Source organism: Clostridium cellulovorans 743B (genome assembly GCF_000145275.1).
Classification (GTDB): Bacteria; Bacillota; Clostridia; order Clostridiales; family Clostridiaceae; genus Clostridium_K; species Clostridium_K cellulovorans.
The window spans coordinates 2,036,622-2,049,877 of sequence record NC_014393.1; the positions used below are offsets into that span (position 1 = coordinate 2,036,622).

Here is a 13,256-nt window from a genome sequence, read left to right on the forward strand (position 1 = left end):
GGTAACCATGAATAGATTAGATTTTACCCAAGTGATACCAAGGCTAAAGGTTTTAGAAACCAAGCTGCTAGACAAAACGAAAATTGACAGGATGATAGACAGTAAGGACCCAGAGGAAGCTTTAAAGGTTTTAGGTGAAACAGAATATGCAGCTTATATGACAAATATTAAAAGAGCTGCTGACTATGAGGTGCTTTTAAGTGAAGAGCTTAAAAGAACATATAAAATGCTTTATTCTATTATTCCAAGTAAAGATTTAGTAGATGTTATGGCATTAAAATATGATTATCACAATATAAAGGTATTTATAAAAGAAAAGTTATTAGGAAAAGATTTTTCTAATATGCTAATCCCTATTGGTATCATGGAATTAGATAAGTTAAAGTATGCTATAACTTCAGAGGACTTTAGGGATTTAACTTTATCCATGAGAAATGCCATAGAAACAGCTTTAAGTGATTTTCAAAATTTCAAAGATCCTCAGAGAATAGATATCATTATTGATGGATATATGTTTGAAGAACTGAAAGTTATTGATAAAAATATAAAGGATAAAGCTTTAGAGAAATTTATCAAGAGCACTATAGATTTAACAAATTTAAAATCTTTGTTTAGAGTTAAAAAGCAGAATAAATCAAAGGAATTTTTAAACTCAGTAGTTATTTCTGGTGGCTATTTAGATAAGGATAGAATAACAGCTTTATTTTCGGATACAGTAGAAAACATAGTTTCCAAGCTTGCTTATACTGATTATAGTGATGTTCTGAAAAATGGCTTTGATAATTATATAAAGGATGGTTCATTAAATAATTTTGAAAAGCTAAGTGATAACTACATTATGAACTTTATGAAAAACGCAAAACTCATTAGCTTTGGGATTGAACCTATATTAGCTTATATATACGCAAAGGAAAATGAGCTTAAATTAATTAGAATTATAATGGTTGGTAAGCTTAATAACATTGCTGGAGAAGTAATCAAAGAAAGGCTGTGTGAGAATTATGTATAAGATAGGTGTTGTAGGAGACAAAGATTCAGTATTAGCCTTCAAAGCCCTTGGTGTTGACGTATTCCCAGTAATTGAAAGTGATGAAGCGAGAAAAACTATAGATAGACTTGCTGTTAATAATTATGCAGTAATTTTTGTAACTGAGCAGGTAGCAGAAAAAGTGGAAGAGACTATTGCAAGATATAATAGAGAAACACTTCCAGCTGTCATATTAATACCAAGTAATCAAGGTACTTTGAATATAGGCATGCAGCGAATTCAAGATAATGTTGAGAAGGCTGTCGGTGTTAATATTTTATAGGAAGGTAGGTTATGACCTTGAAAGTAGGAAGAATTGAGAAAGTTTCTGGACCTTTAGTTGTTGCTGAAGGTATGGATGAAGCTAATATATATGATGTTTGTAAGGTTGGAGATAAAGGTCTTATTGGAGAAATTATTGAAATGAGAGGGGATAGGGCTTCTATTCAGGTTTATGAAGAAACTTCTGGTATAGGTCCTGGAGATCCAGTTGTAACAACTGGTGAACCACTTAGTGTGGAACTAGGACCTGGCTTGCTTGAAGCAATATTTGATGGTATTCAAAGACCTCTAGATAAGTTTTTACAGGTTTCAGGAAGTAATTTCTTAGTTAAAGGAATTTCTGTAGAACCATTAGATAGAGATAAAAGGTGGGAGTTTGTACCTAGTGTTTCTGAAGGCGAAGCTGTATCAGCAGGAGATGTTATTGGGACTGTACAAGAAACCGCAGTAATTGTCCATAAAATTATGATACCTTTTGGAATAAGTGGTACGGTTAAAAGTATAAAAGCTGGTGACTTTACAGTTAAAGATCCTATTGCAGTTATTTCTACAGCTAGTGGGGATAAAGAAATTTTAATGATGCAAAAGTGGCCGGTAAGAAAAGGTAGACCTATACATAAGAAATTGAATCCTATTGAACCAATGATAACTGGTCAAAGAGTTATAGATACCTTTTTCCCAGTTGCAAAAGGTGGAGCTGCTGCTGTTCCAGGACCATTTGGGGCAGGAAAAACCGTTGTTCAACATCAGATTGCAAAATGGGGAGATGCTGAAATAGTTGTTTACGTTGGCTGTGGAGAACGTGGTAATGAAATGACAGATGTTCTTAATGAATTTCCAGAATTGATAGATCCTAATACCGGAAAATCAATTATGAATAGAACTGTTCTTATAGCTAATACTTCAAATATGCCTGTTGCAGCTAGAGAAGCATCGATTTATACAGGAATAACAATAGCAGAATATTATAGAGATATGGGGTATTCCGTGGCGATTATGGCTGATTCTACCTCAAGATGGGCAGAAGCTTTAAGAGAAATGTCCGGACGCCTTGAAGAAATGCCAGGTGATGAAGGCTACCCTGCATATTTAGGTTCAAGACTTGCTGAGTATTATGAAAGAGCTGGTAAGGTTGTTTGTCTTGGAAAAGATGAAAGAATTGGAACTATTACAGCTATCGGTGCTGTTTCTCCCGCTGGTGGTGACGTTTCGGAACCAGTTACTCAATCCACCCTTAGAATAGTAAAGGTTTATTGGGGGTTAGATGCTCAATTAGCTTACAGAAGGCACTTTCCATCTATAAATTGGCTTAGTTCCTATTCATTATATGCAGACAGAATAGGAAATTATTTAGATGAAGTAGTTAAGGGAAATTGGTCTAATCTTAGAACAAGAGCTATGGCTATTCTTCAGGAAGAAGCAAACTTAGAGGAAATTGTAAGATTAGTTGGTATAGATGCTTTATCTGAAAAAGATAGATTAACTCTTGAGGTTGCAAAATCTATAAGGGAAGATTATCTTCAACAAAACGCTTTCCATGAAATAGATGCGTATTCATCTTTAAATAAACAATTTATTATGATGCAGATTATATTGGCTTTTCAAGATGAAGCTCAAAGGGCGTTAAAGGCTGGCGTGTATTTAGATAAAATTCTTAAGCTTCCTGTTAGAGAAAAGATAGCAAGAAGTAAATATATTAGTGAAGATGAAATAAATAAGATATCCGATATAAAAAATCAATTAGTTTCAGAAATTGATAAACTAATAGAAGAGGGAGGGATAATGTAATGCTTAAGGAGTATAGAACTATTAGTGAAATCGTGGGACCTTTGATGGCAGTAACAGGAGTCGAAGGTGTTAAATACGATGAGCTAGTTGAGATAGAACTTCAAACTGGGGAATTAAGACGTGGAAAAGTACTTGAAGTCAATGGTGATAAAGCTATGGTTCAGCTTTTCGAAGGATCTTCAGGAATTAATCTTAAAAACTCTAAAGCAAGATTTTTAGGAAAACCTCTTACTCTTGGTGTTTCAGAGGATATGCTAGGAAGAGTCTTTGATGGTATGGGTAGACCAAAGGATAATGGGCCTAAAATTATGCCTGAAAAGAGAGTTGATATTAACGGAGAAGCTATTAATCCAGCAGCTAGAGACTATCCAGATGAATTTATTCAAACAGGTGTCTCGGCTATAGACCATTTAAATACTCTTGTACGTGGACAAAAGCTTCCAGTTTTCTCAGGATCAGGTCTTCCACATGCTGAGCTTGCAGCACAAATAGCAAGACAGGCAAAAGTTTTAAAGGCTGATTCTAAATTTGCAGTTGTTTTTGCGGCAATAGGTATTACCTTTGAAGAAGCACAATTTTTCGTAGATGATTTTACTGAAACGGGAGCAATAGATAGATCAGTTTTATTTATGAACTTAGCAAATGATCCTGCCATTGAAAGAATAGCCACCCCTAGAATGGCACTAACTGCTGCAGAATTTTTGGCTTATGAAAAAGGTATGCATGTACTTGTTATTTTAACGGATTTAACTAACTACTGTGAAGCTTTAAGAGAAGTTTCAGCTGCTAGAAAAGAAGTTCCAGGAAGAAGAGGATATCCAGGATATCTATATACGGATTTATCAACATTATACGAAAGAGCTGGTAGAATTAGAGGAAAGGAAGGCTCTGTTACACAGATTCCTATACTCACAATGCCTGAAGATGATAAAACACATCCTATTCCTGACTTAACAGGTTACATAACAGAGGGACAGATTATTTTATCAAGGGAGCTTTATAAAAAAGGCATTAATCCTCCGATAGACGTCTTGCCGTCACTTTCTAGATTAAAAGACAAGGGTACTGGCAAAGGAAAAACAAGAGAAGACCACGCAGATACAATGAATCAATTGTTTTCGTCCTATGCACAAGGAAAGCAAGCAAAGGAACTAGCTGTAATACTTGGAGAATCTGCTTTATCAGATACTGATAAGTTATATGCAAAATTTGCTGATGCCTTTGAGAAAGAATATGTAAACCAAGGCTTTAGTACAAATAGAAACATAGAAGAAACCTTAGAGCTAGGCTGGAAACTGTTAAAAATACTTCCTAAGTCAGAACTTAAAAGAATTAGGGATGAATATATCGAAAGGTATATGCCTAAGGGAGAGGAAGAATAATTATGGCTAGGCTCAATGTGAATCCAACAAGAATGGAGCTAAGCAGATTAAAGAAGAGATTACAAACAGCGACTAGAGGACATAAGTTGTTAAAAGATAAGCAAGACGAGTTAATGAGACAATTTATAAATATGATTAAAGAAAATAATAGCATCAGAAAAGCTGTTGAGGATGAACTTCAAGGTGCCCTTGGAGATTTTGTAATGGCTCGTGCTGTTATGAGTTCTGAATTTTTAGAAGAAGCGGTAGCATATCCAAAAGAAAATATCACTGTTGAAGTTGGTAAGAAAAACATTATGAGCGTTAATGTACCTGTTATGAATTTTAGAAGAACCTTAGACGGTGAGGAAGGAAGCATCTTTCCTTATGGTTTTGCCACAACATCGGCAGAATTAGATGAATCTATTTCTAAATTGTACAATGTACTTCCAAAACTTTTACACTTAGCGGAAATAGAAAAGGCTTGCCAGTTGATGGCAGATGAAATTGAAAAAACTAGAAGAAGAGTTAACGCTCTTGAGTATATGACAATACCGCAATTACAAGAAACCATTAGATTTATAAAGATGAAGCTAGATGAGAATGAAAGAGCAGCAACTATAAGGTTGATGAAGGTTAAAGATATAGTTAATAGTAATCAGATAGCAAAAAAGTAGAGGTTGTATAGTCTCTACTTTTTCCATTTCTATCTTTCTAATATAAGTCTTTATATTTAATTGGAACAAATTGAAAAACAATAATGAGAAATACTACTTTACAATAAAAAAAGAATAATATATACTCCTGTATATACAATAGTGATTTGAGGAGGAAAAACTAATGAAAAACAATGTAAAAAAGATGACGATAACTGGCTTGTTAATAGCCATTTCAATTGTAATACCACTTGTTATGCCTAAAATTGTTATAGGACCATTTTCAATGACTTTAGCATCACATGTACCAATATTTATTTCTATGTTTTTTGGTCCAGTAGTTGCTATCAGTGTGGGAATTGGATCTGCAGTAGGGTTTTTAATATCAATAGCAAATCCAGTTATTGCAGCAAGAGCGTCTATGCATATAATTGTTGGTTTGATAGGGGCAGTTTTATTAAGAAAGAAATTTAAATATCCAATAATAATATTAATTTTAGCTCCAATACACGGTTTGCTTGAAGCGTTAGTTGTTATGGCTTTGGGATTCCCATTGACCGTTGCATTTGTAACCACTGGAATTGGAACAGTAATTCATCATTTTGTAGATGGAACTATAACTTATCCAATAATTAAAGCTTTGAAAAAAGTTATGGGGAAAGATATGGATCCAACCTTAAATAAAGAAAAGATTTCTGCATAAAAACCTAAGTCTATGTTCTTAGTAGTATAAAGCTTCTAAGAACGTAGACTTTTTATTTGGTTAGCTTAATATTAGGTTAGGGTGAAAAGGTTATAGGAGACTTATTCACCTATACTGACTAACAGATTTTATTTATTAATAAGTGTTTAGATAGACTATACAAGTTCTATTATTGAAATTTTATGATCTATTGAAAAGCCAATATAACTTATGAGGATTGTTCACCTACGATGTTTAACACAATCTATTTATTAATTAGACAGAGTATATAAAAAAATATTACAACGAAAACTCCAATGGATAATCTTTTATATCAATTTCGCATAGTTCCCTATTTATTTCTTATGCATCCCTGAAACTGAGTGAAAAATAAATTGATAGGGGTTTATTTCATTTATGCGATCACATTCTTCTAAGGATAATTGTTTATATGTAATACTACTCATCAATTTGCCTCCATAATTTAATTAATGATACACTTATATAGATGCCCTCAATGACCACTCATATTATGCATAGAAATTTTTGTTATTAGAAGACCTACGTATTACAGTAATAAACTTAATTAATAAGTTAAATATTGATTGTAGGTATCTATAACAACAAGTTGATAATATTTGCTATTGCTTTAGTAGATTATAGTTTGTATAGCATTTATTATAACATGTAATAATTTAGAATATTCAAAGCTGATAAGGATAATTTGTAATGAAAAGTTAAGCAAATGCGCTTTTGTAACTGTGATATTTATATACAAATCTAGTATAGTTTATAGGAGTTAGTCCTTATTAGTTTCGATATATGCCTATTTTAAGCGATATATCTAGGAAGAAATGACTTTATATTTGCAAGTTTTTATTATATAATGTAAAATAACTAATTCCCAGTATGGAGGGGAAATATGGCTATTGAAACAAGAGAATTTGATTATGAAAAAGCTTACTTGATGGAAACAAAGGGTAAGGTAATGACGGAAATAGATATAAAAACAAAAGCCGATGATGAGTTAGAAAAGAAAATTTCAGGTCTAAAGAAAGCATCTAAAGGTAAGTATAATGAAGATTTAGAGACTGCTCAAAAGTTATATGATATAACACATAAAAACTTATTGAACTATAAAGAAACTTTAAATTTGCCTTACTTTGCACGAATTGACTTTAGAGAAAAAAGAAAAGAACAAGAGCAATTGTATATTGGAAAGTTCGGAATTATTGAAAGTGAAACTGGAGACCCGTTGATTATTGATTGGAGAGCACCGGTAGCAGATCTTTACTATAGTGGTACCCAAGGCGAGGTAACCTATGAAACTCCGAATGGATGGATTGATGGAGAATTATATTTAAAGAGAAAGTTTCTTATCAAAGAAGGCGAACTGAGCGATGCTTTTGACGAAGGTATAAATGAAATAATTTTAAAAACTACTGAGGAAAATTCCTTAGTTGACGAATTCCTAAAGATCAACTTAGAGGAAAGTATATCTAGCAAACTTAAAGATGTAGTTGCAACAATCCAAAAAGAACAGAATGACGTTATTAGAGCATCCATTAGCGGACCGCTTATTATTCAAGGGTCTGCAGGTTCAGGAAAAACTACCGTAGCATTACATAGACTTGCTTATATTCTTTATAAGTATAGAAAGACTATGGAAGGTTCAGATGTTTTAGTTATAGCACCAAATAAGTTGTTTTTAGATTATATTTCTGAAGTGTTGCCAAGTCTTGGAGTAGATCAAGTGAAGCAGAGAACCCTAGAGGAGATTACACAAGAAATAACAAAAGTAAAAGGAAAAATAATAACAAAGGATCATAAGCTTATCCAAATTTTAGATAGTGATGATGACTCCGAGAAAAAAATGCTTATCAATAGTAGCAAATTCAAGGGATCATTATTGTTTAAAAGAATAATAGATAGATATGTAAGATATATAGAAAAGAAAGATGCAGAAAACATAACTGATATACGCTTTGAGGATTTTGTTTTATTTAAAGAATCTTTTATTAAGAAGTTGTATATAGAGGATATGAGGAATTTATCTTTAGATAAGAGAAAAGAAGAAATACTGAAATTTTTGAAAAAGAGAAAAAATCAAAGCATTAAGGAAGTCTATGAAAAGCTTGAAATGTTTTATGACTTAAAAGTTCTTAAGATAAAAAGAGAAGTGGAAGATGAAGTTCAAAGAAGAGCAGAATTAACTTCCTTGTATGATGAAAGGGATTCGAAAAGGGATAGACTTATTAAAGGATACAATAAGACTTTAGATGAATATTTTAATAGTTGGAAACATGATGATATAAAGAAGCTTTATAGAGAACTTTTATTTGACGAAGAGATATTTAAAGAAGTTGCAGAGGATTCAATCCCACAAGAACTTTATAATCATATAAAAGAAGATACTCTTAAGAGCAGTGAGAAGGATTTAGTTGATGCTGATGATTTAATTGCCATGGCTTATTTGAAGCTGAAAATCTATGGAATAGATAAAAAACTAATTCATAAACATGTTGTTATTGATGAAGCTCAAGATTATAGTTACTTTGCTTATGAAGTAATTAAAGAGTTTTCATCAGGAAATTCCTATACCATAGTAGGGGATTTAGGCCAAGGTATATACTATTATAAAGGTATAGAAGATTGGCAAGATTTGATTTCAAAAGTTTTCTCTTATAATTCATCTTACATATCATTAAAACAGAGTTATCGATCAACTGTAGAAATAATAGATTTTGCTAATAGGGTTCTAAAGAAACAAAATTTATCTATAGAACCATCTATGCCAGTACTTAGACATGGTGAGTATCCAACAGTTATTAAGTATGAAGATAACAAAGATTTTGGTTCCAAGATTGATGAAATTGTGGAAAAGATGCAAAAGGAAAATAAAAAATCGATAGCGATAATATGTAAGACAGAAGCGCAATGTAAAAAGCTCAAAGATATATTAAAGAAATCAAGTAGTCATACGTGGGATTTAGTAAAGGATACAGATAATACCTTTAATATCGATAAGCTTATAATTCCAGCAAATATGACAAAGGGCCTAGAGTTTGATGTTAGTATAATTTATGATTTGGATGAACAAAACTATAAAGTAAATAAATTAGACTCGAAATTATTATATGTAGCATTAACTAGAGCACTTCATTATGAGTATGTATTCTACAAAGATGATTTATCTAAGCTAGTTGAAGAATAAAATAAAAAATCTTATAAATAATAGTTAATAATAGGAGGCAAGGATTATGAGTACTATAAATCTAAAAGAGAATATCCATTGGGTAGGTGTTAAGGACCCAGAACTTAGAGTTTTTGACATAATAATGAACACAAAAAAAGGAACCACATACAATTCATATCTAATAGATGATGAAAAGGTAGCTCTTATTGATACAGTTAAAGAAGGGTTTTATGAAGAAGGTTTAGCAAATATAAAAGCTGTTATTGGAGATAGAAATATCGATTATATTATAGTTCAACATACTGAACTTGATCATAGTGGTGTAGCTTTTAGATTATTAGAACTTTTCCCACAAGCAAAAGTTGTAGGAACTACTGCAGCTATTAATTATCTTAAAGAAATTGTTAATAGAGATTTTGAAGCAATAGATGCAAATAAAAATCCAGAATTAAATTTAGGAAAAACAACTTTAAAGTTTATGCCATCACCAAATCTTCATTGGCCAGATACAATGTTTACTTATGCAGAAAAAGAAAAAGTATTATTTACTTGTGATTTCTTAGGCTGTCATTATTGCCCAACAAACTCTGTATTAGAAACTGGTGCAGAAGATTTCTATGAAGAAATGAAATACTATTATGAAGTTATAATGAAACCTTTCACGAAGTTCGTAAAAGATGGAATAAAAAAAGTAGAATCTATAGAAAAAGAACTTATATGCCCAAGCCATGGACCAGTTCATAGTAAGACTATTGAAGAATATATAGGAAACTATAAAAAATGGTCTGATGTTAAAGAAATAACAGAAGTAAATGTTCCGATTTTCTATATAAGTGCTTATGGAAATACAGAAAAAATGGCAAAGCATTTTTGCTCTAAATTAATAGAAAACGGAATAAAATCCGAAGTTTATGAGATTACACAATATGATATGTCAGAGCTTGTTAAAAGAGCAGAGGAAGCAAGTGGTATCCTAGTTGGTTCTCCTACAATAAATCAAGATGCTGTTAAACCAGCTTGGGACTTCTTAAGCAGCGTTTGTGCAATTGAGATGAGAGGCAAGGCAGCAGGTGCATTTGGTTCTTATGGTTGGAGCGGTGAAGGAACTGCTATGATGCAAGAAAGATTAAAATCTTTAAAGTTTAAGACTACAGAAAAAGGCTATAGATTTAAATTTGTACCAGATCAAGTTAAATTTAACGAAGGTGATCAATTCATAGAAGAATTTATAAGCTTATTAAAAAAATAGAGCTGTTTTAAATAATGAAACTTATATTATAAGAAAAGTTTGATTAAATTTTAACAAAATTGATATTTTATATTTTTAAATTAAGAAGGTCTTTCGTTAAATAATTTATTATAACGGAAGACCTTCTTTTGAGGAAAAAGTAAGTTGTATATTTATTCAGAAGTAACTGGCAAAGGTGCACAAGTAAGAAATAAGGCAATTGATTCAATGATGCACAATTTTATAAGGTAACAGAACATTATAAACCAATGGGAGGGTGGTATTAGATGGCTAAAATTAATGGTATTTTAACTCAAAAAGGCATAAAAAGCGTAGAAATTAAAGAAGCATAAATGATTATTTTAATAAATAAGAGACAAGACAAAATAATTAATACAAATCCCAAAATAGAATAAGAGAGTGGTAGATTATGTGCAAAGTTGTTAAAAGGGGATATTTCCCTAGTGATGAGAAGGATTTTAGTAGTGAATCAGTTCAAATACTATATAAAGCTGGATGTGATTTATATTATTTATTAAATCAAGAATATAACATAAAAGGAGCATCAACCTTTGTAGGGAATCATTATCTACTGTCTGAGAGGCAAAGGTTAGCTTTAGCAAGAGCTATTTCTTCAGGAAAAAGTATTAAGAGTAGAAGAGATAAAGAGCTTAAAGATAATCTAGAAGATAGCGTCGTGAATATTGATGGATTTAATACTATAATCACTTTAGAGGTGGCTTTATCTGATTCATTATTATTAAAATGTATGGATGGAACTATTAGAGATTTAGCAGCACTTAGAGGAACCTATAGGCTGATAGATAAGACGGAATTAGCAATTACACTCATTGGAGAAATGTTAGAAAAAAACAAAGTAAGAGAAGCTATTTTTTATTTAGATGCTCCAGTATCTAATTCAGGAAAGTTAAAACAGCACATACTAGAGTGCTTGAATAACTTTAGCTTTGATGTGCAAGTTGAAAATATCAATAATGTTGATGCAGTTTTAGAAACCTTAGATAATGTTATAACTAGTGATGCAATTATTCTTGATAAGTGTAAAAGCTGGATTAATTTAAATAAGAAAATCATAGAAGAAAGAATCGGGAATCATTCATATATTGATTTTAGTTCGTTGATGGATGGTGGTAAAAGGAACGATTAACTTATATCATTGATGGTGGTAAAAGAAATAATTAATTTATGCGGGTTGAAAATACAAACGTACATGTAAGGTTTTTAGTAAGCGGAATTTAAGTTGCATATTTGCTGTTAATTTTATAAAAAAAGTGCCGCATAGTTAAGCTGCTAATTGGCACTTTCTTACTAATGTAAGTTTTTGAAGGTATGATCAATCAGATCCAGTACAGCTTTAGACGTTCTAGCGTCTTCATGATCTAGGTCAGAATTAAATTCTACCATATCAATAGATGATATTTTTTCAGATTGCACAAAGGTTTTTAGTATATATTTGGCTTCATCAATAGAAAGACCATCTTCTACAGGGGTTCCTGTTCCCGGAATATGTTCAGGATCAATAGAGTCAATATCAAAACTTAGGTGAACTCCATCAGCATTATTTTCAGATATCTTGTCCATAATTTCTTTAACAATAGACTCTAGTCCACGAGTTCTAATATCTTTCATAGTGTATACATTAAGTTTTCTTTCTTTAATCAATTCTACTTCGCCTTCATCAAGATCTCTAGCTGCTAAAATAAAGACGTTGTTTGGATTAACTTTTTGACCTTTATAAAAAAGATCTGTTAAAGAAGAATGTCCAATATTCATAGAAGCAGCTAAAGGCATTCCATGGATATTACCAGTAGGAGAAGTTTCTTCTGTGTTTACATCTCCATGAGCATCGATCCATATAACTGCAAGATTTCTATAAAATTTACTTGCGCCACTTATAGTACCAAGGCCTAATGAATGGTCTCCGCCTATAACAAAAGGAAGACTGTTAGCACAAAGCGAAGAATACACAGCTTGTGCTAGATTTCTGTTTGTTTCTATTACTTCATTAAGATACTTCATACTTTTGTGAGAAATATATTTTGACTCAGCATCAACTTGTGGTACATAAATATTTCCTAGATCATAAACCGTATGATTGTACTTTGATATAATCTCAGAAACTCCTTTATGCCTAATGATGTCTGGAGCAAGTTCTACACCTTTTCTATCGCATCCATAAAACAAAGGTACGCCAATAATGTTAATATCCAAGTAAACACCTCCGAATTAAAAAAATACTTAATGATTATATCACCATTGATATATTTATGATTCGACAGAAATTAATAAATAATACTAACATTATTTGATTTACATATAGTATAATTGCCTTTGTAATGCAAAATATAAGAAAATATTAATAATTGGAGGAAAAAAATATGAAATTGGAAAATATAATTAATACGCTAGAAGAGAACGGGTTAAATGAAGTTCAAGAAATACAGTATAGAGATGATGTTAAAGTTATTAGATTTTTTTATGATTTTGATATCGATGAACTTAAGGCAGCAAAATCTTATAGTGAAGATGAGAGCCAAGGCGATGAAGAAAAAGAAGAATTATATTTAACATATCTTAATGACTTAGCAGTAGATAATATTGGTGAAATTCTTGAAGAAATAATGGAGGAAGAAGACATCTCAATTCAATTTATTACATATGGTATAAATGATGAAGAAGATTATGCAGAATTTATTGCTTTAATACAAGCAAAGGAAAATGACTTTGATATTGAGAAAGTTGTAGAAGATTTAGATTTATAGTATATGGAAGTTAAAGGTTTTTAATTTTTTTTATTGATTTTTTGATTTAAAATGATATAATAAACTCATAAACATTCCTGAAATGTTCGAGGCACTATTAATGTTCAACCTACATTATATATACGGGATCTTCGAAAGAGTAATTAGTAATGCGGAGCTTTAGAATGAACAGAAAGTTGGCAGATCTAATTTGGAAAGAACCCACCTGTTTTGAGCAGGTATTGAACAAATAGTTAGACGGCATCTTGGGGTA

General features: G+C 31.5%; 11 protein-coding genes. 10 read left to right on the forward strand and 1 reads right to left on the reverse strand.

Annotated elements, in window-relative coordinates:
* The first annotated feature begins 7 nt into the window (after positions 1 to 7).
* The 9 genes from CLOCEL_RS08340 to CLOCEL_RS08380 all read left to right on the forward strand — a co-directional run bounded on the left by CLOCEL_RS08340 (position 8) and on the right by CLOCEL_RS08380 (position 11,388).
* Positions 8 to 1,009 carry a V-type ATP synthase subunit C gene (locus CLOCEL_RS08340; protein ID WP_010077385.1) on the forward strand — a complete coding sequence of 334 codons (1,002 nt, stop codon included), beginning with the start codon at positions 8 to 10 and terminating at the stop codon, positions 1,007 to 1,009.
* The gene (locus CLOCEL_RS08345; RefSeq protein WP_010077384.1) at positions 1,002 to 1,310 is read left to right on the forward strand and encodes a V-type ATP synthase subunit F; all 309 of its coding nucleotides are present in this window, start codon (positions 1,002 to 1,004) and stop codon (positions 1,308 to 1,310) included. The genes CLOCEL_RS08340 and CLOCEL_RS08345 overlap by 8 nt, the downstream gene beginning before the upstream one ends.
* Before the next feature lie 17 nt (positions 1,311 to 1,327).
* Positions 1,328 to 3,097 (forward strand): V-type ATP synthase subunit A, encoded by a 1,770-nt coding sequence (locus CLOCEL_RS08350; protein WP_029169297.1) that lies wholly within the window; start codon positions 1,328 to 1,330, stop codon positions 3,095 to 3,097.
* Positions 3,097 to 4,479, forward strand: coding sequence for a V-type ATP synthase subunit B (locus CLOCEL_RS08355; RefSeq protein ID WP_010077382.1), 1,383 nt, complete (start codon positions 3,097 to 3,099; stop codon positions 4,477 to 4,479). Before CLOCEL_RS08350 ends, CLOCEL_RS08355 begins: the two co-directional genes overlap by 1 nt.
* 2 nt (positions 4,480 to 4,481) lie before the next feature.
* Positions 4,482 to 5,135, forward strand: coding sequence for a V-type ATP synthase subunit D (locus tag CLOCEL_RS08360; RefSeq protein WP_010077381.1), 654 nt, complete (start codon positions 4,482 to 4,484; stop codon positions 5,133 to 5,135).
* A 163-nt stretch (positions 5,136 to 5,298) separates the two neighbouring features.
* A complete protein-coding gene (locus CLOCEL_RS08365; protein ID WP_010077380.1) occupies positions 5,299 to 5,817 on the forward strand; it encodes an ECF transporter S component family protein in 519 nt (172 codons plus the stop codon).
* A gap of 901 nt (positions 5,818 to 6,718) precedes the next feature.
* Positions 6,719 to 9,010, forward strand: a complete 2,292-nt coding sequence (gene helD, locus CLOCEL_RS08370; RefSeq protein ID WP_010077379.1) for an RNA polymerase recycling motor HelD — start codon at positions 6,719 to 6,721, stop codon at positions 9,008 to 9,010.
* A 46-nt stretch (positions 9,011 to 9,056) separates the two neighbouring features.
* Entirely contained in the window at positions 9,057 to 10,241 is a 1,185-nt protein-coding gene (locus CLOCEL_RS08375) for an FprA family A-type flavoprotein (protein ID WP_010077378.1), read from the forward strand.
* A 409-nt stretch (positions 10,242 to 10,650) separates the two neighbouring features.
* Positions 10,651 to 11,388 carry a DUF434 domain-containing protein gene (locus tag CLOCEL_RS08380; RefSeq protein ID WP_010077377.1) on the forward strand — a complete coding sequence of 246 codons (738 nt, stop codon included), beginning with the start codon at positions 10,651 to 10,653 and terminating at the stop codon, positions 11,386 to 11,388.
* 161 nt (positions 11,389 to 11,549) lie between these two features.
* On the opposite strand, the gene rocF is transcribed toward CLOCEL_RS08380, so the two are convergent.
* The gene (rocF, locus tag CLOCEL_RS08385) at positions 11,550 to 12,452 is read right to left on the reverse strand and encodes an arginase (protein WP_010077376.1); all 903 of its coding nucleotides are present in this window, start codon (positions 12,450 to 12,452) and stop codon (positions 11,550 to 11,552) included.
* Positions 12,453 to 12,619: 167 nt separating this feature from the next.
* On the opposite strand from rocF, the gene CLOCEL_RS08390 reads away from it, so the two are divergent.
* On the forward strand, positions 12,620 to 13,003 hold the full coding sequence (locus tag CLOCEL_RS08390; protein WP_010077375.1) for a hypothetical protein: 384 nt from the start codon (positions 12,620 to 12,622) through the stop codon (positions 13,001 to 13,003).
* Positions 13,004 to 13,256: the final 253 nt, after the last annotated feature.

Excerpts from the sequence above, each read along its gene's own strand:
- CLOCEL_RS08375 (WP_010077378.1), top strand. The coding sequence starts at position 9,057 with ATGAGTACTATAAATCTAAAAGAGAATATCCATTGGGTAGGTGTTAAG.
- CLOCEL_RS08380 (WP_010077377.1), top strand. The coding sequence starts at position 10,651 with ATGTGCAAAGTTGTTAAAAGGGGATATTTCCCTAGTGATGAGAAGGAT.
- CLOCEL_RS08360 (WP_010077381.1), top strand. The coding sequence starts at position 4,482 with ATGGCTAGGCTCAATGTGAATCCAACAAGAATGGAGCTAAGCAGATTA.
- CLOCEL_RS08355 (WP_010077382.1), top strand. The coding sequence starts at position 3,097 with ATGCTTAAGGAGTATAGAACTATTAGTGAAATCGTGGGACCTTTGATG.
- CLOCEL_RS08365 (WP_010077380.1), top strand. The coding sequence starts at position 5,299 with ATGAAAAACAATGTAAAAAAGATGACGATAACTGGCTTGTTAATAGCC.
- CLOCEL_RS08340 (WP_010077385.1), top strand. The coding sequence starts at position 8 with ATGAATAGATTAGATTTTACCCAAGTGATACCAAGGCTAAAGGTTTTA.
- CLOCEL_RS08390 (WP_010077375.1), top strand. The coding sequence starts at position 12,620 with ATGAAATTGGAAAATATAATTAATACGCTAGAAGAGAACGGGTTAAAT.
- helD (WP_010077379.1), top strand. The coding sequence starts at position 6,719 with ATGGCTATTGAAACAAGAGAATTTGATTATGAAAAAGCTTACTTGATG.
- CLOCEL_RS08345 (WP_010077384.1), top strand. The coding sequence starts at position 1,002 with ATGTATAAGATAGGTGTTGTAGGAGACAAAGATTCAGTATTAGCCTTC.